This window comes from Collinsella sp. LCP21S3_A9 (assembly GCF_052118785.1).
Taxonomy (GTDB): domain Bacteria; phylum Actinomycetota; class Coriobacteriia; order Coriobacteriales; family Coriobacteriaceae; genus Collinsella.
Genome location: NZ_JBQKGN010000001.1, coordinates 171043 through 189246, shown reverse-complemented (window position 1 = coordinate 189246; position 18204 = coordinate 171043). Strand labels below are relative to the sequence as shown.

14 protein-coding genes and 1 pseudogene are annotated in these 18204 nt (G+C 59.6%); 10 read left to right on the top strand and 5 right to left on the bottom strand.

Going from position 1 to position 18204, the window contains the following annotated elements; all coding sequences use genetic code 11:
* Positions 1–162 precede the first annotated feature (162 nt).
* From ACTQ05_RS00795 to ACTQ05_RS00785, 3 genes are all read left to right on the top strand, one after another.
* Positions 163–1173: a LacI family DNA-binding transcriptional regulator gene (locus ACTQ05_RS00795; RefSeq protein ID WP_427793677.1), complete on the top strand. Its 1011-nt coding sequence runs from the start codon at positions 163–165 to the stop codon at positions 1171–1173.
* Positions 1174–1388: 215 nt separating this feature from the next.
* Entirely contained in the window at positions 1389–1877 is a 489-nt protein-coding gene (locus ACTQ05_RS00790) for an S-ribosylhomocysteine lyase (protein WP_441067439.1), read from the top strand.
* Positions 1878–2020: 143 nt separating this feature from the next.
* Entirely contained in the window at positions 2021–2665 is a 645-nt protein-coding gene (locus ACTQ05_RS00785; RefSeq protein WP_441537721.1) for a DUF4867 family protein, read from the top strand.
* Between the two features lie 117 nt (positions 2666–2782).
* On the opposite strand, the gene ACTQ05_RS00780 is transcribed toward ACTQ05_RS00785, so the two are convergent.
* A complete protein-coding gene (locus ACTQ05_RS00780) occupies positions 2783–3889 on the bottom strand; it encodes an ATP-binding protein (RefSeq protein WP_441015332.1) in 1107 nt (368 codons plus the stop codon).
* A gap of 464 nt (positions 3890–4353) precedes the next feature.
* Between ACTQ05_RS00780 and ACTQ05_RS00775 the strand changes: the two genes are divergently transcribed.
* The 4 genes from ACTQ05_RS00775 (at position 4354) to ACTQ05_RS00760 (ending at position 9926) form a co-directional block, all read left to right on the top strand.
* Positions 4354–5784, top strand: coding sequence for a 6-phospho-beta-glucosidase (locus ACTQ05_RS00775; protein ID WP_441537720.1), 1431 nt, complete (start codon positions 4354–4356; stop codon positions 5782–5784).
* A gap of 226 nt (positions 5785–6010) precedes the next feature.
* Complete coding sequence (locus ACTQ05_RS00770) at positions 6011–7810, top strand: histidine kinase N-terminal 7TM domain-containing protein (protein ID WP_441537719.1); 1800 nt, start codon at positions 6011–6013, stop codon at positions 7808–7810.
* Positions 7807–9306, top strand: a complete 1500-nt coding sequence (locus ACTQ05_RS00765) for a sensor histidine kinase (protein WP_441537718.1) — start codon at positions 7807–7809, stop codon at positions 9304–9306. Before ACTQ05_RS00770 ends, ACTQ05_RS00765 begins: the two co-directional genes overlap by 4 nt.
* Positions 9303–9926, top strand: coding sequence for a response regulator transcription factor (locus ACTQ05_RS00760; RefSeq protein WP_441537717.1), 624 nt, complete (start codon positions 9303–9305; stop codon positions 9924–9926). Before ACTQ05_RS00765 ends, ACTQ05_RS00760 begins: the two co-directional genes overlap by 4 nt.
* Before the next feature lie 192 nt (positions 9927–10118).
* Here the strand turns inward: ACTQ05_RS00760 and ACTQ05_RS00755 are convergent, their stop codons facing one another.
* The 4 genes from ACTQ05_RS00755 to ACTQ05_RS00740 all read right to left on the bottom strand — a co-directional run bounded on the left by ACTQ05_RS00755 (position 10119) and on the right by ACTQ05_RS00740 (position 14416).
* Positions 10119–10961 (bottom strand): hypothetical protein, encoded by an 843-nt coding sequence (locus ACTQ05_RS00755; protein WP_441537716.1) that lies wholly within the window; start codon positions 10959–10961, stop codon positions 10119–10121.
* Between the two features lie 80 nt (positions 10962–11041).
* Complete coding sequence (locus tag ACTQ05_RS00750; protein ID WP_441537715.1) at positions 11042–12283, bottom strand: SPFH domain-containing protein; 1242 nt, start codon at positions 12281–12283, stop codon at positions 11042–11044.
* A 48-nt stretch (positions 12284–12331) separates the two neighbouring features.
* Complete coding sequence (locus ACTQ05_RS00745; RefSeq protein WP_441015342.1) at positions 12332–13654, bottom strand: hypothetical protein; 1323 nt, start codon at positions 13652–13654, stop codon at positions 12332–12334.
* 24 nt (positions 13655–13678) lie between these two features.
* Positions 13679–14416 carry a DUF4428 domain-containing protein gene (locus ACTQ05_RS00740; protein ID WP_441537714.1) on the bottom strand — a complete coding sequence of 246 codons (738 nt, stop codon included), beginning with the start codon at positions 14414–14416 and terminating at the stop codon, positions 13679–13681.
* Between the two features lie 494 nt (positions 14417–14910).
* Here ACTQ05_RS00740 and ACTQ05_RS00735 point away from each other — a divergent pair, with 494 nt between their 5' ends.
* From ACTQ05_RS00735 to ACTQ05_RS00725, 3 genes and pseudogenes are all read left to right on the top strand, one after another.
* Positions 14911–16455: a LuxR C-terminal-related transcriptional regulator gene (locus ACTQ05_RS00735; protein ID WP_441537713.1), complete on the top strand. Its 1545-nt coding sequence runs from the start codon at positions 14911–14913 to the stop codon at positions 16453–16455.
* 126 nt (positions 16456–16581) lie between these two features.
* Positions 16582–17265: an orotate phosphoribosyltransferase gene (gene pyrE / locus ACTQ05_RS00730; RefSeq protein ID WP_006236284.1), complete on the top strand. Its 684-nt coding sequence runs from the start codon at positions 16582–16584 to the stop codon at positions 17263–17265.
* A gap of 284 nt (positions 17266–17549) precedes the next feature.
* Positions 17550–17954: pseudogene (locus ACTQ05_RS00725) on the top strand (family 1 glycosylhydrolase); the annotation flags it as partial.
* Positions 17955–18204: the final 250 nt, after the last annotated feature.

Here is an 18204-nt window from a genome sequence, read left to right as displayed (position 1 = left end):
GAGTAAATGTGCCCGTTGGGGGAATAGTCGTGCCACTTCGCTTGACAACAGGCTAAACTAGCTCATAAACATTTACTATTCTGTTTAGATTGAATTTGCGGTCGTTTAGTTGTCGAGTCATCAAGTTGCGATGCTCCGCCACGGCCGTTGCTAGGGGGAACAATGGCCAAAGCAAGTGTTCGCGAGATCAGCCGCATCACCGGTTTTTCGCCTGCGACCGTGTCCAACGCGCTCAACCGCAAGCGCAGCGTGAGTGAAGAGACCGCCAAGGTCATCCTGGAGTGCGCGCAATCGCTTGGCTATCAGCAGTCGACGCAGCTCGAGAGCATTCAGTTTGTGCTCGCGCGCAAGACGGGCGCCATTCTGGACGAGAGCACCTTCCATCCCGCGGTCATCGAGGGCGTGGAGCGCCAGGCGCGTCGTCACGGCATGAGCACGAGCTTTGTCTCGCTCGACTTTAGCGACTTGGACGCCGTGCGTCCGCAGGTCGAGGGCCTGATCGCCGATCCGTCCGCCGCTATCGTGCTGATGGGCACCGAGCTGGGCGAGGAAGACTACGCCCTGTTTGCCAACGCTGCCGCCCACCTGATCGTGCTCGATGGCTGGAGCGATCGTCAGTACTTCGATGCCGTGGTCATTGCCAACACCGACTCGGTGCTGCGCGCCGTGGATCACCTCATCGAGAAAGGTCACAGGCAGATCGGCTATCTGGCAGGCGACCTTCGCATCCGCAACTTTAAGGATCGCGAGCGCGGCTATCGCCAAGCGCTTGAGGACGCAGACCTTGAGGCCAACCCGACATGGCGCGTTACGCTGGGCACCACGCTCGAGGGCGCCTATCGCGACATGGGCGCATGGCTCGACAGCGTCTCGCGCGACGACCTGCCGACGGCTTTCTTTGCCGAAAACGACGTGCTCGCCGTGGGTGCCATGCGCGCGCTCAACGAGCACGGCATACGCGTGCCCGAGGATGTCTCGATCATCGGCTTTGACGATCTGTCTTTGGGCGCCTTCTCCAACCCGCCGCTCACCACGGTGCACGTTCCCAAGCACGAGGTGGGCGAGATCGCGGTGCGCCGCCTGGTGGGCAACATCCGCAATCCCAAGAGCTATACCTGCAAGACAGCCGTATCGACCTATTTTGTCGAGCGTCAGAGCGTGCGTGAGATCTAGGCAAAGGCAACGCCGGGCCGCAGGGCGGCAAAGCCGTCGACGCGACCATTTCGTACACTGCCTAGCATGATTTTTTGGGACGGGATTAAAAATTCATTGATCCCCGTCTCGGGCAGCTCATTTGGGACGGGGCTTTTTTGACTGGTATGATTGGTGCGACCATTCGAACCAGCTAAAAGAGCCCCGTCCCAAATTGACTATCGAGAGGATCTGCCATGGAGCGTATCGCGAGCTTTTCCGTTGACCATTTGCTGCTTGAGCCCGGCGTGTATGTGAGCCGCATCGACCGCGATCCGGCGACCGCCGCTGTCGTTACCACCTTTGACCTGCGCCTGACCACGCCCAACAAGGAGCCGGTCATGAACACGGCAGAGTGCCACACCATCGAGCACCTAGGCGCGACATTCCTTCGCAACCATGCCGAGTGGTCGAGCCGCATTGTCTACTTTGGCCCCATGGGCTGCCGCACGGGCTTTTACCTGGTCGTGTTTGGCGAGGTGACGAGCGAGGAGATCCTGCCGCTCGTGCGTGAGTTGTTTGAGTTTGTCGCCGACTTTGAGGGCGATGTCCCCGGAGCCGCTCCCGAGGAGTGCGGCAACTACCTGGACCAGAACCTTCCCATGGCAAACTGGCTCGCGCGCCGCTACCTCGACCGCGACCTGGCCGATATCGACGGGAAGCACCTGCACTATCAGCAGGCGTAAGGGTTTTATCGCCCAAAACGCGCGCATTGGCGCCTTCGCTTATGCGGGGGCGCCTTTTTGTTGAGTGGTCTGGATGAGCGTTCAAAATCGCTCATGTTTGTTCTAGAATGTTCGTATAGTCACATTTACGAACAGGAGTGAACATGCATATCTACTCTGTCAACGATCCCGAGTTCAAGTCCTATGGCCGCGTGTGGGACGACGTCCCGTCCGGCCTGACCGCTCCACTCGTCGAGGCACTCTCCGCTACGCCCATCCCCGAGGGCAGTAAGTACGTAGCGAGTACGCCGGAGCTCGAGGGTGTCAAAGATGCCGACAAGCTTGGCTTTCTCATGTTTGGCGGCCGCCCCTTCCAGCTCGGCTGGTGCAACGGGCACAACACGCGTCTCAACTGCCTGGAGTACCACCGCGCGAGCGAGTTCAACCTGGGTGCACGCGACTTTATCCTGCTCGTGGCGCATCGCTGGGAGATCGAGGGCGGCAAGCTCGATACCGCGTGCGTCAAGGCGTTCCGCGTGCCGGCAGGCAAGGTCGTCGAGGTTTTCAACACCACGCTCCACTACACGCCGTGCATGGTCGACGACGGTGGCTTCCAGGTGATGGTGGCGCTGCCCGCCGGCACCAACGGTCCGCGTCCCGAGGCTGCGGCCGATATGCCTGCTGCCGGCGACAGCTACTGCTACTGGAAGGCCGACAAGTGGGTTCTCTGCCATGCTGACAGCCCCAAGGCAGCCGAAGGCGGCTACGTAGGTCTCATCGGCAAAAACCTCGACATCGCCTGTGACTAGAATCTTCTGTCTCGATCTGTAACATCTAGCGGGCTAAATCGTCTCTACCTGTTACAGATCGAGACATACCGCCCCCCCAGCCACCACAAAGGTGCCTGTCCCCATTGTGGTGGCTGTCTAGAGCTGGCTGCGCAGATAGTCAGCCATATATGGAACAGCGAAACGCACGTAACCGCGGCGTGCCTGTTCGATAACGCCGGCGTCGATGAGGCGTCGGCGATACTTTTGCGCATAGTCGGGTGTGACTGACATGCGCTCGGCCACATTGGAGATGCGCGACACGCCGTCTTTGTCATCAGTCATTGCGTCGAGAAACGCGACGTCTTGGTCCGATAGCGCGGCGAGCGTCGTTTCACAAACATCGTTTTCGAAATCGGCCTTTGACGCTTCGATAGCTCCGTCGACTTGCTCTGGCGTTACGTATTCTCCTGCCTGGCAGCGATTGGCGATGTTGTAGCCGATGAGCTGTAGCATATAGGGCGATCCTTGGGTTGCACGAGCGGCACGGAGGCGAAGATCGCCTGGAATATCAAGGTCGAGCTCTTCGAAAGCCCGCTGATAATAGGCATCGACATCTCCGACTGAAAGCGGTTCGAGCGTGACTTTGCGTGCGCGGTTGAGAAATGTCAGTACGCGGTCGTTGAGTGTCGCGGAGACTGCTCCCGGGAGGCCCGCCATGACGAGCGCGACGTTGAGTCCCTCGCCGACCAGCTCTTGATAGGCGGTGACGAGCTGTCTGATCTCGGGTGAATTTGCCTGGAGCTCGTCGATGAGGATGAGGATGCCGTGTCCCTGCTCGGTTAACTTGCGTGCCAACTGCGTGAATTTGAACTGGAAACTCTTAGTTTCCTGTACGTCGCGCGTAAACTCGAGGCCGGCTGAGAAACCGAAGACGCTCAAACTGCCACCTGTAAGTTTGGGGAGACGATGCTTGTTGGCGTAAGGCTCGCCCGCTTCCTGGATTTTCTCAACAATGCGCTCGAGCATATCCTCGGAGGCTACGGTGGGCGTGGCGACAACAAAGCCGAGCTTGCGGGCGCGATCGGCAAGTTCCCACAACAGAACCGTTTTGCCGCTGCCTCGCTGGCCGAGCATGAGCATGGCTCGGTCTCGATTGCCCGGCTCCTGCTCAAGGCCGGAGATGAATGTCGAAATCACGCTCCCGCGTCCCACCAGATAGGACGGGCGATTTCCAAATGAGGGGGAGAAGATGGTTTCAGTCATAAGTCTCCTTTCCTTTTTTTCCTATTTTTTCCTTTTTTTCCTATTCAGTCAAATGAGTTGCTGAGCGAAGGCGGCTACGTAGGTCTCATCGGCAAGAACCTCGACATCGCCTGCGACTAGAATCTTCTGTCTCGATCTGTAACATCTAGCGGGCTAAATCGTCTCTACCTGTTACAGATTTAGACAAACTGCATGGGACTGGCCGAACAATCTCAATCTGTAACACCTGGCCCGGTTTTGGCGGCCTACCTGTTACAGATCGAGACAAATCGCCCCAAACCGCCACAAAGGCGCCTGTCCCCTTTGTGGCGGCTTGGACAGGCGGGTATCAAAAAGTGTCAGGCGGGGTGGCTGCCGGGCGCCTGCGCGCGAAAAGAAGTATCGGCCTGTGCCACTGCCGTTGAGCGACGCGTTGTTTGCAGAGATACTGAGCCTATGACAACAGCGTGCGAAAGGATTGATACATGGCTTTCCGTAATGACTTCCTGTGGGGCGGCGCAACGGCTGCCAACCAGTGCGAGGGTGCCTACGACGTGGACGGCCGCGGCCTGGCCAACGTGGACGTGGCTCCGCACGGCCCCGAGCGCTATGCGGTGGTCTCCGGCCAGCGTAAAATGCTCGACTTCGAGGACGGCTATTACTATCCCGCGCAGACCGGCATCGATTTCTATCACCACTACAAAGAGGACATCGCTCTCTTTGCCGAGATGGGCTTTAAGACCTTCCGTATGAGCCTGGCTTGGACCCGCATCTTCCCCAACGGCGACGAGACCGAGCCCAACGAGGCTGGCCTGGCCTTCTACGAGGACGTATTCCGCGAGTGTCAGGCGCACGGCATCGAGCCGCTCGTGACCATCACGCACTTCGACTGCCCGATTCACCTCATCAAGGAGTACGGCGGCTGGCGCAACCGTAAGCTCATCGACTTCTACAAGAACCTCGCGACCACGATCTTTACCCGCTACAAGGGGCTGGTGAGGTACTGGCTCACCTTCAACGAGATCAATATGATCTTGCACCTGCCGTTTATGGGTGCCGGTCTGGTCTTTGAGGAGGGCGAGAACAAGGAGGCCGTCGAGTACCTGGCCGCCCACAACGAGCTCGTCGCCAGCGCTTGGGCAACCAAGATCGCCCACGAGATCGACCCCGAGATCAAGATCGGCTGCATGCTCGCCGCGGGTAGCTACTACCCCTACAGCTGCCGTCCGGGCGATGTGCGCCAGGCGCAGCTCGATAACCAGGACAACTACTTCTTCGTCGACGTCCAGAGCCGCGGCTACTACCCGGCATATGCCGTCAAGAAGCTCGAGCGTCTAGGCATCGATGTGGGCATGACGGACGAGGACCGCGAGATCCTGGCCGCTAACACCGTCGACTTCATCAGCTTTAGCTATTACAGCACCCGCTGCTCTGCCGGTGCCGATAACCCCGATGTCGAGCGCACCCAGGGTAACGCCTTCGCCGGCGCCAAGAACCCCTACTTGCAGGAGAGCCAGTGGGGCTGGGCCATCGATCCGCTGGGCTTCCGCGTCACCCTCAACGACCTGTACGACCGTTATCAGAAGCCGCTGTTTGTGGTCGAGAACGGTCTGGGCGCCAAGGATGTTGTCGAGGAGGATGGCTCCATCAACGACGACTACCGTATCGACTACCTGCGCCAGCATATCGCCGCGATGCGCGATGCGGTGACCGAGGACGGCGTTGACCTGCTGGGCTACACCACCTGGGGCCCGATCGACCTGGTGTCTGCCGGCACGGGTGAGATGTCCAAGCGCTACGGCTTTATCTATGTGGACCGCGACGACGCCGGCAACGGTACCCTCAAGCGTTCCAAAAAGAAGAGCTTCGACTGGTACAAGAAGGTTATTGCTTCTAATGGTGAGGACCTGTCCTAAGGAAGCTGAGACACTCAACTTCATAGCCTTCTAACCAAGGCGCCCGGCGAGTAGTTATTGCTCGCCGGGCGTCTTGCCGTCTGCGGATTTTGGGACATGCGGCCCGCTTTTTGGACCCGCCTGTCGGTACACTAAAGGGACTATGAGTACCCGCGAGCGACATATCGGCCACGCGGCCGCCCGGACCGCTCCGGTTGCGGATCCCAGGGGCGGCAGGCTCTTCGCCATGCCGCGATTCCTTGTTGGCATAACGCATCAGGTGTACCGTCACCGCGTCTTTGCTATCGCCGGCGCCATCACCGCGCTGTTCCTCATGCTTTTGGCAATCTTGCCGGTGCTGTTCGCCTTCGACCCCAAACTTTCTAACGCCGTGCCCGCCTATAGCGAGGTGTCCGAAGAGGTCGTGGATGGGCTCACCCATTCGAGCCCTCTCCCGCTGCTTGTCGCCGCAATTGTATTTTCGATTTGGGGCGTGTTGGTCTATCTGCGTTGTTTGGACTATGTGTTGCGCCGCCGCCTTGTTGCCATCGCCACCATCTGTGCCCTGTGGATGATCGAGGTCATTCTCAAGTACAAGTCGTACACGCCGTTCTATGCCACCTTGCTGTGGTACCTGTACTACGTGCCCATGACGCTCATTCCGCTGCTCTACCAGCTCTGCGGCCTGCGCCTTGCGGGCCTGGAGCAACGCCGCCTGGGTCGCCGCTACCGTGCTGCGCTGTGGATTGCGGCCATCCTGCTTATCGGATTTGTGCTCACCAACGATTTTCACCAGCAGGTCTTCCGCTTTGACCGTACAAGCGACACCTGGAGCAACGATTACACGTACGGCCCGGGTTATTTCGCCTTCCTCGTGTGGACGGCCTTTAACTTCGTGGCCTTTTTTATCCTGGTTGGTCGGTCCTCGTCCTTTCGCATCCAACGTTTCTCGGGCATGGCGGCGCTCGTGCTGCTGGGCGGCGCATTCTTTGCCATCTCATATGCTCTGCGCGTGCCCTGGGCATGGAGGCTCAACTTTTCGCTCGTCTATTGCATCCTGTGCGTGGTGGCGATGGAAATCTGTCTCGATTGCGGTGTCATTCCGTCGTACCACGATATCGCCGGCATCTTCGACACCTTGCCGCTTGACCTCAAAGTTCTAACGCGCGACCTGCAGGAGGTCTATGCCACGCCGGTGTCAAAGCCAATGCCGGTAGGCGTGCGCGAGGAGTTGCGGAACCAGGAGCACGCCCGCGCCCATGCCTTTACCGTGGCGTCCGATCCCGATGTGATGTATCGTGCTTTTCCGCTGCTGGGGGGATCGGCCCTGCTTGCCCAAGACGTATCGGAGCTCAACGAGCTCAATCGCGAACTGGCACATCGTCGCATGGAGCTGCAACGCCAAAACGAGCTGCTTGCCGCCGACTACGACCTTAAGACACATTTGGCAGATCAAGAGGCCGAGACCTTGCTAGTCCAAGACGTGGACCAGGCGCTTGCCCGCGCGCTCGAAGAGATGTACGACTTGTTGAGCTCGCTGCCGCCGTTGACTGACGAGGAATCTTCGCGCGAGCGTTACCGCATGCTGCAGCGCGCCAAGATGCTCGTTGCCTATTGCAAACGGAAGGGGTCGCTCACGTTGGCGCGGCACGGGGAGAGCGGTTTTGACCGCGACCGCATTCAGCTCATTGCCAACGAGCTCGCAAGCGACCTGCGCACGATCGATGTCGATTGCGCCTCGATTATTGCCATACGGCGCCCGATGCACGCCAGTACGGTAAGCGCGCTGTACGACTGCGTGTATGACTTTGCGTTTTTTGCCTACGCCACCGATCATCCGGCACTTATGTATCACTTGGGCGACCATGACCGATGCAGCGTCGAGCTGCGCGCCACACTTTTTTCCAACGATGATGAAGATCTTTCGCAGACGCCCGCTGCGCAAGAGCTCGAAAGCGCTTTGCAAGGGCGCAACGTGGCATACCGCCTTGAGGGCGAGTCCGGTCAGCTGCGCATGATCGTCTTGATGCCGAGGGCGGGTGAGTGACGATGCAGATTTCGCTCATACTTCCCCAAATCGTTGCGCTCGATGTTGTCTTTGCCCTGGCTGCGTGTCTGCAGACGATCCACGTCCCGCTCATCGCATCGCGCCGCTCGTCCTATAACCGTAAGGTGATTTGCGCCTACGAGGCGAGTCTTGTGCTTCACCTGATGATTTCGGCGCTCATCTTGTTCACGTCGTCTGGCTCGTATCTGGTGGCGCCGCTTGACGTTTGCGCCAGGGCAATGGGCGGAGCGTTGTGGCTCAATGCCGCAATCTTTGCCTATGGCGTGGTACTTATGGTGCACTATCGTCGTCCCGTCATGCTGGTCGAGCTGTTGCTTGTTGTCGCCGTTACACCACCGGTGGTTTTTGCCATGGGCTCGGCGTGGACCGTTGTCCTTATCGCAGAGGGAGCGTTCTTCCTGTTCCGTTCCATCGCGGCGCTCTTGATGGACGTCCGTAACCGCCAAGAGGATATCACCATGTTCTCGACGATCGAGACCATCAACGTGATTCCCGTGGGCATCCTGTATCTAGACCCGAGGGGCCGTCCGCTGCTCATGAACCGCTGCATGCGCAAAAACCTCGTAGAGCTCCATATGCCCACCGACCTGGGCGACATGAGCAGCACATGGAACGACCTGCGCAAACTGAGCATGCAAATGCCCGAAAGCAGCGCTAATCGCGCCCATATCGACCTTGATCGCTTTGGTAGGGATCGCGCCGTGGTCGAGATCTCTCCTTCCGAGATTCGTCTGTTCGTGCGTGACTCCGTTACGGTCTCGAGCCGTCCGTTCGAGCGCGTCGTCGGCCTGGACGTGACGGAATACGCACACGCCTACGACCGTCTGGCGCAAGCCAACCACCTGCTTGAGCGTGCTGGCCAAGAGCTCCAGGCCCAGATCGAAGAAGCCAAAAAGGTTGCCGACAATGCGGCCTACCTACGTATGCGTGCCCGCGTTCACGATGTGATCGGCCAGCGCCTGTCCATTCTTCATCGCTATTTGGAGGAGGGACGTCTGGATGATGAGTCGCTCGAGCAGATTGACCCGTTGCTGCGCTCAATCGCCGCCGATTTGCGCAGTGGCGGTGCCAGCGAGCCTGCAGAGCAGCTGAGCGATATCGTCCACGCCTTTGGCTTGGTGAGTGTGCAGATCGATGTTGAGGGTGCGCTGCCTGAGGACGCGCGTGTCGCCGCCGCATTTTTGCAGATTATCCGCGAGGCCTCGACCAATGCTACCAGGCATGCGCAGGCGCATCAGGTCCACGTGCGCCTGTGGCAGGAGGGGACGAATGCTGGCGCCGTCGCGCGCATGACGATTTCTAACGACGGGTCCCCGGCCCCCGTATCGTATCGCGAGGGAACGGGTATCCCAGGTATGAGGCATGTCGCGCAAGATTTGGGCGGCGGCCTGGAAGTCCACGCCGCCCAGCCCTTTACGCTTGCGGTGTCCATCCCGCTGAGCCCCAACGCCACGGTCCAAAGGAGAAGTTCATGATCCGCGTGTTAATTGTCGAAGATCAGGCCATTCTGCGCGAAAGCCTGGCGCGCTCCGTTGGCGACCAGCCCGATATGACCGTCGCCGCCGCGATCGCCGATGCCTCCGAGGCCTTGGGTGTCGCGCTCAAGGAGCGCCCGGACATGATATTGATGGACGTGTGCACCGAACACGATTCAAACGGCATCGTGGCGGCGGCGCGCATCAAGGAGCAGCTGCCCGAGTGCCGCGTCATCATCATGACCGGCATGCCCGAGATCACCTTTGTCGATCAGGCTCGCGAGGCGGGCGTCGATAGCTTTGTGTACAAGAACGTTGGTATCGACGAGCTGTTCGCCGTGATGCGCTCCACGCTGGCGGGCTATTGCACGTTTCCCAAGCCGCCCGAGAGCATTTTTTCGGGCACGGCGGCACTCGACGATGTCGAGCTGTCGATTTTGCGCCTTGCCTGCGAGGGCAAAAGCCGCCGCGAGATCGCGGCCGAGCTGTTTATGAGTGAGGGTACCATCAAGCGTCGCATCTCGGAGATTCTGAGCAAGACCGGCTACGACAACATCATGCGTCTTGCCGTGCGCGCGGTAACGGAGGGCAGCATCGTCCCCAACATGGAGCGCCCGTAATCGACGCGCTCGCCGTGTTCCGGCGCCGTAAAGATAGACCGCCCGTCGTTTTGCATCAGAAAAGGACGGGCGGCCTGCTTGTGCGGCTGTGCTGTCGGCATAAAAACGACGGGGCCGCAGGATCAACTCCTGCGGCCCCGCCTGGCAAGTGCGCGGATGTGTCCGCCAATCCGTGGCTGATGTTACGTGCCGCTACGCGATGGTTGCGGTGTAGGAGGCGACGTCCTCGTAGGAATCGGTCAGATAGGCGTCGATGCCGATGGTCGTGTTGACCAGGTCGTCAAGGTTGTCAAGCTCGCCGCTCGAGAATGTGAATTCCTCGGTGGCGTTGGTGCCGGGCATCAGGTTAGCCGAGAACCAGGGTTCCTTCATGGTGCCGTTGACGTTGGTCTTGCCGGAGGGAGCGTAGAAGGTCAGGTCCTTGTCGCTCTTGTTGGTGATGTTGACGACAAAGCCGATGTCGCCCCATTCGTCCTTGAACTTCTCGGTGATGGTGATGGTGCACAGATCGTCATCGGCGACGGTGACGGCGGGGGAGATTTCGACGCTCTGGACGTCGTCGTCTTCGACGGCCTCATCGATCTCCTCTTCCTTCTCGGCCGCCTCGCGATCCTTTTTTACCGTACCGGACAGATCCTTGTCGGACTTCGTAAAGATAAGCTTGTCGCCTTCCACCTCGAGGACGAGCTTGCCGTCCTTGAGTTTCATGTCCTGCGAATCGCCGTCGGCGGTGATGGTTGCAGTGGTGGCGTCCTTGGCCTCCCATTTCAGGTCGGCGACCTCAAGGAACATGTCGAGGACGCCCGTGCCGTCTTCGTCGAGGATCAGGATACAGTTGAGGCCCCACTCCTTGAGCATATCCATGTACTCATCGGTGAGCTCTTCGCCCTCCAGGGTTCCACCCGAGAGTTCCCAGCTGCCGACGAAGTTGGCCTTGGGGTCCTTGCCGCCGCCGCTGCAGCCCGTCAGGGCAAAGGCGAGCGCCAGGACGCATGTCAGAAATGCGAGTACGGACTTTTTGAACGTTGTCTTCATGGTGTCCTCCTTTATCGAACGAAACCCATAGAAGCAAATGCGGGGGTGGCGGACCCCCCGCCAATTACCAGATAGAGGGGTTAGGGCCTAGGCGTTCCGCAGTTGCTGCAGAACTTGCCGCCGTTTTCGCTGCCGCAGTTGGGGCAGAACCACTTGGCCGGTGCCGGGGCGGGTGCGGGACTGCCGCATTCGGGGCAGAACTTGCCGGTGTTGGTGGCACCGCAACTGCAGGTCCACGTGCCGGCCGCGGGGGCAGCGGCAGGAGCTGGTGCGGGGGCGGGTGCCGGAGCCGGCTGTGGGGCGGCCTGCTGCTGTGCCTGGCCGGCGGCGAACAGCTGGCTGGCGTTCATGCCGCCCATGCCGCCCGCCATACCCATGCCCATAAAGCCGGCCATCGCGCCGTTGGGGTTGGCGGCTGCCGCGCGCATCGCATCGCTCTGGGCGCTGGCGATGTTGGCGGCTGCCATGGTGGGATCGCGCATGACTGCGGCCTTCTGCAGGTCCTTGATCATTTGCTCGTCTTCTTGCGAGGCGGCGATGGAGTTGACGCCAAAGCTCACGATCTCGACGCCGCGCAGGTCGCGCCAGTCGGCGGAGAGAACCTCGTTGAGCGCGCGGGCGAGCTCGGTGGTGTGGCCGGGGATAGCGCTGTAGCGGATGCCCATCTCCGAGATCTTGGCAAAGGCGGGTTGCAGAGCGGTGAGCAGCTCGGACTTAAGCTGGCTGTCGATCTTATCGCGCGTGTAGCTATCGGTCACGTTGCCGCACACGTTGGTGTAGAACAGCAGCGGGTTGGTGATGCGGTACGAATACTCGCCGTTGCAGCGAACGGAGATGTCGACATCCAGGCCAATGTTGTTATCGACCACGCGGAAGGGCACAGGCGAGGCGGTGCCGTACTTGTTGCCGATGATCTCCTTGGTGTTGATGAAGTAGACGCGCTGGTCTTTGCCCGCGTCGCCGCCAAAGGTAAAACGGCTGCCGATATTGGCGAACGTCTCCTTGATGGAGTCGCCCAGGTTGCCGCTAAAGACGCTCGGCTCGCTGCCGGTGTCAAAGACAAACTCGCCGGGCTCCAGCGCGACCTCGATGATCTTGCCGTTTTGCACCACGAGCATGCCCTGGCCGTCGTTGACGGCGATGACGGAGCCGTTGGAGATGACGTTGTCCTCGCCGCGCGTGTTGGAGCTGCGGCCGCCGGTGCGCTTGCTGCCCTTGCAGGCCAAGACGTCAGCGGGCATCGATTCGCAATAGATATATTCCTTCCACTGGTCGGCCATGACGCCGCCGGCAGCTCCCAATCCAGCTTTCAAGAGTCCCATGGTGATCTTCCTTTCTCGTCAAAGGCCGGGTGGTATTGGTCAGAATGGCTAATCGTCCTTGTTGTCCTTCATGACAACGGTGGTCTCGGTGTGGCTGAAGGTGTCGTGCTTCTCGGTCAAGTCGAGCTCGCCGCAGTAGCAATCGGCGTGGGTGGCCTCGTTGGCCGTCTTGAGCTGGCCTACCAGCAGCACGTCTCCGATGATTACGATAATCAGCGGTGCGACGATGTTGATGAGGATGCCCTCGATATCAAAGGTGAGGTAGTCCGGATCGAAGGCGTTCTCGCCCATAAAGAGAATCTGGGAGAGGACAAACCCGATTACAAAGAACAGCACCGAGGCGATGGCGAGCTTGGGCTTGGAGCAGGGCAGCTCGCCGACCATGCGGCCGGTTTGGCCGTTCATGGCAAACAGGTAGCTCTTGCCGTTCCACGAGGTGGAAAGCATCCACACGGGGAACAGAGCGTAGTTGCTGTCTTCCCAGGTGTAGTCGAGCTGCTTGCTTTCGACCTTGGCATCGTCATATTCGTCGACGACGGTCTCGCGCAGGGCCGAAATCGTGCTTTCTTCCATACGACGCTCGGCGCGCGCCTTGCAGGTCTCGCAATCCTCATCGTAGCGGTTGGCGATGTAGCCGGGCATATACGCGACCGAGAACGGGCGCAGCGCGTCGTAGTCAAACGGCTCGATAGCATCCATATGGCCGTCGGGCATCTTGGACGATCCGTCGACGGGCACGCGCTCAAACGAGATTTTGCCCTTACGGTAGGCGTCGTAGTGGTCGGTGGTCGTGACGGTGCGGTCGGATTCCTCGGTCACGGTCTCGTTGGTCGCATCGAAGTACACTTCGCCATCCACGCGGGCGCCGTAGAGCCAAAACGGCACGTAAACGCCTTGGACCTCGTCGATGTGGTTGCCGGTGACAAAGCTCTTGGGCAGCAGGATTTTGCCCTTGTAATGCTCTTTGAGTGCTGCCATGACATCATCGCGCCCGAGCTTAAACGGAATCACCAGGTCGGGTGAGAAGTCGCCCGAGAGCTGGCCGGGCGCCACGGCGGAGTTGCCGCAGTATGGGCAGGTGGTAACGGCGACGGTGCCGTCCGAGACCAGCTCGGCGCCGCACGACGAGCAGATGTAGCCGGCGTTTTGGGCCAGATCCTGCACGGCATCGTCGACAGCAGGTTTGGGGGCCGCGGCTGCGGCATCGGCTTTGGCATCTGCCTTGTCCTGGCGCTCGCGATAGAGGGCCTCGACTTCTTCGACTTCAAAACGCGAATCGCAGTAGTCGCAGACAAGCTTTTGTTCGGCACTGGCAAAGTGAAGGGGGCCGCCACACGCGGGGCACTGATAGTTGACACTCTCGAAGGCCATGATCGGTCCTTTCCGTGCCGGAGGCTATGCGCCGATGGCGCCGCCGCAGTATTCGCAGCGTCCGCTGGCATCGGGAATGGTGGTTGCACCGCAGAAGGGGCAGGTGACCGCGGTCTTGGGGGCCTTGGCGGCCACGACGCTGTCGCGTGTCTCCTGACGCAGCTGTACCAGCGCATCGCGGACTTCGGTTGCCTGGCGCTTGGCCTCGCGATATTCGATGGAGACACGCTGATCGATGGTGGAGTCGTTCACGCGCAGGTTGATCTCGGTAAAGTACGGCGTGTTGACGTGGATGGTCAGGTTAAAGTCGTAATCCAGGTCGTAGCGCGGCGGGTTGTAGCTCTCGCGCTCGCCGTCCTTGGTCTCGCGATAGATCTCGGTGCGATGCTCGTCGATATCCATATCGCAGCCGAGTACCTGTGAGAACTCGATGATGTCGGGATTGGCGTCGCGCCAGCGGCTCTGCGAAGTGATGATCAGCAGACCCGCGTCTTCGTCGAGCATGATGTTGGTGCGCCCGGCAGAGAGCGTGCGCGTTGGGTTGAACGAGGCCAGGCGCTCGGCGTTGGCCTCGCGGTAGGCGAGTTGCTCGCGGATATCGTCCGCGGTGCTGGAGCGCCAACCACTAAAGAAGGGGGACAGCTTGCCTGCGCACTCTTTGCACAGGTAGCCTTCGTTGATCTTGGTCTTTCCCAAAATCCCCAGTTCGGTACCGCAAATCGCGCACTCTTTCTTCTCGAACATCTTGTCAAAGAAGCCCATGGCTGCCTCCCATCAACAGGTAGCGTGTGTCACTTTTGATGATGGGTGAGCGCGCGATCTTTCACGATACCCAGACGGCTCAAGGAGTCTCCACAACTGGGACACATGGCCCATTTTCGGCCACTCATTGGGGACGTACTTAAATGAGTGGCAGTTGGGGATGCTCCATGCCGAATGTGGCGGCTGCCGAATGTAGGCGCCGTCCCTGCTATGCCGCGGTCACGGCAACTTGGGCGTAGCGGCTGCAGGGGCGCTCGGCGCGCGTCTGCACAGAAGGTACTCCTCATTGGGGACGTACTTAAATGAGTACAGTTGGAGACACTCCTAGCCGAGCTAGAGGTCTCGCGTGTCCCTTCTGGTCCATGCGGCTCAAAATCGCGGCGTGATGTGGACGGTGGGCTCGAAATGAGCGGCATTTCGAGCCTGGCTTCGATATTGAGACTGGTTCTGTTTTAAAATAGATTTCCAGACAATTGAGCGGCTGGGGGTTAACCATGAGAGGCACGGGAGACACAACCGCATGTCTGTGTCGGGGCATTCAGGAGATTATATGCCTGGCTCTGTTCTTCTTCACGTTTTTGGCGTGCGAGTATCTCTTTGATGTGCGCATGGCCGAGTTCGTGTCTCCGAACGAGGTCGTTATTTATGAGAGCCTTGTCCTCGGCGCGAGTGTGATTGGCTTTCTTGTGCGTCCCGTTCTGTACTATCGCCGTCCCCATGCCATCGATGCAACGAGTGACGTTACGGGTGTTTTGCTGGTGGCGGCGTTCCTGCTGTTGATTATGGCGGTTCGGACTGAGGTGGTAATCGCCGGCGGTTTGGTGGCGTGCTGCGCGCTGGGCTACTGCGGATCGACTGCCCATGCAAACTTTGCGCGGCGCTTTGCGCGGACGCCCTGCTTGGCGCGCGCCGCCGCACTTTCTTACGCCATGGGCGTTCTGGTGCAGGTCTTCAACCATATGGTGATACCTGCCGGCATTCCTCAGCAGGCTGTTCTGGTCGTCGGTGCGATCGCGCAGGTGGCGTTGCTTCACGGTGCCCGACGCGCCAAACTGCGCGATGAGTCCGATCCCAACTTTGAACCCAGTGCTGCCGGGCTTTCGGTAGATGCTTTGGAATATGGCGCCAAGTGGCATGACGAGCCCGAGACAAAGGCGGCATTCCACCGCGCCGTAGTTCGCCTGACCGTGGCGACGGCGTATCTTTCCGGCGTATTCGCCGCTCTCAACGCGGGCCTCACAACCCTGCATGCTACCGGAGCCGTTGATTTGGGTGATTGGCCGCGCCTGCTGCTTGTTGCGAGTTCGTTGGCCGCCGGCGCCCTATTTGACCTGAGCGGCCGTTCGTATATGAATATCGGCATGACATGTGTCGCCATGCTGTCCACGCTTTCGTTCTTTGTGCTCATCATCGATGGCAATGGCGGCAACGAGCTTGCTGCCACGATCATCTTTTATCTGGGCTCGGGCTTCTTTGTGGTGTTCTTTACCACAAAATTCGCCGCTATCTCGCTCTATGCGCACTGGTCATATTTTTGGCCGTGCATGGGCCGCGTCGTCAATAACGTGTGCTCGATGCTCGTGACGGCGCCGGCGGTAGCGATTATCTCGAGTCAAAACGTGCTGGCTGCAGTCGGCGCGGCACTCGTGATGTTTGTGGGTATTGCGATTACGCTGTTGGGGCAGTTGGGGCAACGGGCCGATGATGCCGTGATGCAGGACGGGCTGGCGCTTGCTGCCGACAATCTTGGTGGAGATCTTGCGCCCGCATGTTCCGACCCCGCGCTCGTGGAGGCAGCGGAGCCCACGCCCGATGAACGCCTCGATGCCTTCGTCACCACCTTTGGGCTTACAGAGCGCGAGCGCGATATTCTTGAGGCCTTGGTCGTTTCGGATCAGAGCGTTCAGGACATTGCCGCAACGCTTTTCCTTTCGCGCTCTACGCTCTACCGCCACATTTCCTCGATCAACAGAAAGACCGGTACCGCCTCGCGTGTGGCCCTTATCAACTTCTTCTGGTCCTGGGCACCCAAGGACTAGCGTATGAGCCGCCGCCCAGTTCCTTACTCTAACGGGGGGGGGGGATGTGGCTCCAAAGCGCACCCGCATCGACGCTTCGCCTGCGCTAAACTGTAGAGCACGTATGCGATTACGAGAGGAGCCCGCATGGAGGCTTACAAGCAAGAGTTCATCAAGTTTATGGTTGAGTCCGACGTTCTTAAGTTCGGCAGCTTTACGCTCAAGAGCGGCCGTCAGTCCCCGTTTTTTATGAACGCCGGCGCTTACGTGACGGGCTATCAGCTCAAGAAGCTGGGCGAGTATTACGCCCAGGCCATCCACGATAACTTTGGCGACGACTTTGATGTGCTGTTTGGACCGGCCTACAAGGGTATTCCGCTGGCCGTCGTGACCGCAATTGCCTACCACGAGCTGTACGGCAAGGAGGTCAAATACTGCTGCGACCGCAAGGAGGCCAAGGACCACGGTGCCGATAAGGGCAACCTGCTGGGTTATGAGCCCCAGGACGGCGACCGCGTGGTCATGGTCGAGGACGTTACCACCAGCGGCAAGTCCATCGACGAGACCTATCCCAAGGTTAAGGCTGCTGCCGACGTCGAAATCAAGGGCCTGATTGTGTCCCTCAACCGCATGGAGGTCGGCAAGGGCGGCGTGACCACCGCGCAGAAGGAGATCGAGGCAAAGTACGGTTTCCCCGTCGCGAGCATCGTTTCCATGGCCGAGGTCGTCGAGACCCTCTACAACCACGAGATCGATGGCAAGGTCGTCATCGATGACGAGCTTAAGACCGCCATCGACGCCTACTACGAGCAGTACGGAGCTCGGGAGTAGTTACGGCGTTGTACCAAACGCCGTAACCGGCCGACGCTGCGCGCCGCCCAGGGCGACAATTTGTCATTCAAAAGGCGAGGCATAACCAGAAGGTCAATGCCTCGCCTTTTTCATGCCAACTTGTTCGCCCTGGACGTCGCTCGCTGTCCGTCCTCTACTTGCGGCGTTGTCTTGCTCCGAATGCGGCCCGCTCGCTGCCGTTGCCAGAGTAGTCATTGGGGACGTTCTTAAACGACTAGTCGTTGGGGACATTCTTGTTTGATTAGTCGTTGAAGAACGTCCCCACCGACTGGGGCTGGCAGATCGATCCGCTGGGCCTGCGCATCGCCCTCAACGAGATTTACGCCCGCTACGAGATTCCGCTGATGGTGGTCGAGAACGGCATGGGCGCCTACGACGAGGTCGAGGAGGACGGCTCCATCCATGACCCGTATCGCATCGCCTACCTGCAGAGCCACATCAAGGCCATGGGCGAGGCCATTGCCGATGGCGTTGACCTGATAGCCTACACCTGGTGGGGTCCCATCGACCTGGTTTCCGCCGGCACTGGCGAGATGCGCAAGCGCTACGGCTTCATCCACGTCGATAAGTACGACGACGGCACCGGTACCTACGAGCGCCGCCGCAAGGACAGCTTCTTCGCATACCAGAAGATCATCAAGTCCAACGGCACCGAGGGCTTGGAATAATTGAGCTCCGGCGTTCCGCCGAACGCCGGACCGGCCGCCGACTACGTGACCACCGACGTCGATGACGACGGCATCTGGAACGCTTTTGTTCACCCGGGGCTTAACGAGGCTCAATCGACAATATGAGTGCCCATGGGAAAAGGTTTTGGAAGGGCTTGGAAGGGCTTGTGATTCGGGCCCTCGCCTTAGCATTTTGGCCATTTGGCACTATAATCACCATAGGTATGCGCATAACGTTGCGCTTAATCAA

Excerpts from the sequence above, each read along its gene's own strand:
- ACTQ05_RS00790 (WP_441067439.1), top strand. The coding sequence starts at position 1,389 with ATGGAGCGTATCGCGAGCTTTTCCGTTGACCATTTGCTGCTTGAGCCC.
- ACTQ05_RS00770 (WP_441537719.1), top strand. The coding sequence starts at position 6,011 with ATGCCGCGATTCCTTGTTGGCATAACGCATCAGGTGTACCGTCACCGC.
- ACTQ05_RS00795 (WP_427793677.1), top strand. The coding sequence starts at position 163 with ATGGCCAAAGCAAGTGTTCGCGAGATCAGCCGCATCACCGGTTTTTCG.
- ACTQ05_RS00760 (WP_441537717.1), top strand. The coding sequence starts at position 9,303 with ATGATCCGCGTGTTAATTGTCGAAGATCAGGCCATTCTGCGCGAAAGC.
- pyrE (WP_006236284.1), top strand. The coding sequence starts at position 16,582 with ATGGAGGCTTACAAGCAAGAGTTCATCAAGTTTATGGTTGAGTCCGAC.
- ACTQ05_RS00775 (WP_441537720.1), top strand. The coding sequence starts at position 4,354 with ATGGCTTTCCGTAATGACTTCCTGTGGGGCGGCGCAACGGCTGCCAAC.
- ACTQ05_RS00735 (WP_441537713.1), top strand. The coding sequence starts at position 14,911 with ATGAGAGGCACGGGAGACACAACCGCATGTCTGTGTCGGGGCATTCAG.
- ACTQ05_RS00740 (WP_441537714.1), bottom strand. The coding sequence starts at position 14,416 with ATGGGCTTCTTTGACAAGATGTTCGAGAAGAAAGAGTGCGCGATTTGC.
- ACTQ05_RS00750 (WP_441537715.1), bottom strand. The coding sequence starts at position 12,283 with ATGGGACTCTTGAAAGCTGGATTGGGAGCTGCCGGCGGCGTCATGGCC.
- ACTQ05_RS00745 (WP_441015342.1), bottom strand. The coding sequence starts at position 13,654 with ATGGCCTTCGAGAGTGTCAACTATCAGTGCCCCGCGTGTGGCGGCCCC.
- ACTQ05_RS00755 (WP_441537716.1), bottom strand. The coding sequence starts at position 10,961 with ATGAAGACAACGTTCAAAAAGTCCGTACTCGCATTTCTGACATGCGTC.
- ACTQ05_RS00785 (WP_441537721.1), top strand. The coding sequence starts at position 2,021 with ATGCATATCTACTCTGTCAACGATCCCGAGTTCAAGTCCTATGGCCGC.
- ACTQ05_RS00780 (WP_441015332.1), bottom strand. The coding sequence starts at position 3,889 with ATGACTGAAACCATCTTCTCCCCCTCATTTGGAAATCGCCCGTCCTAT.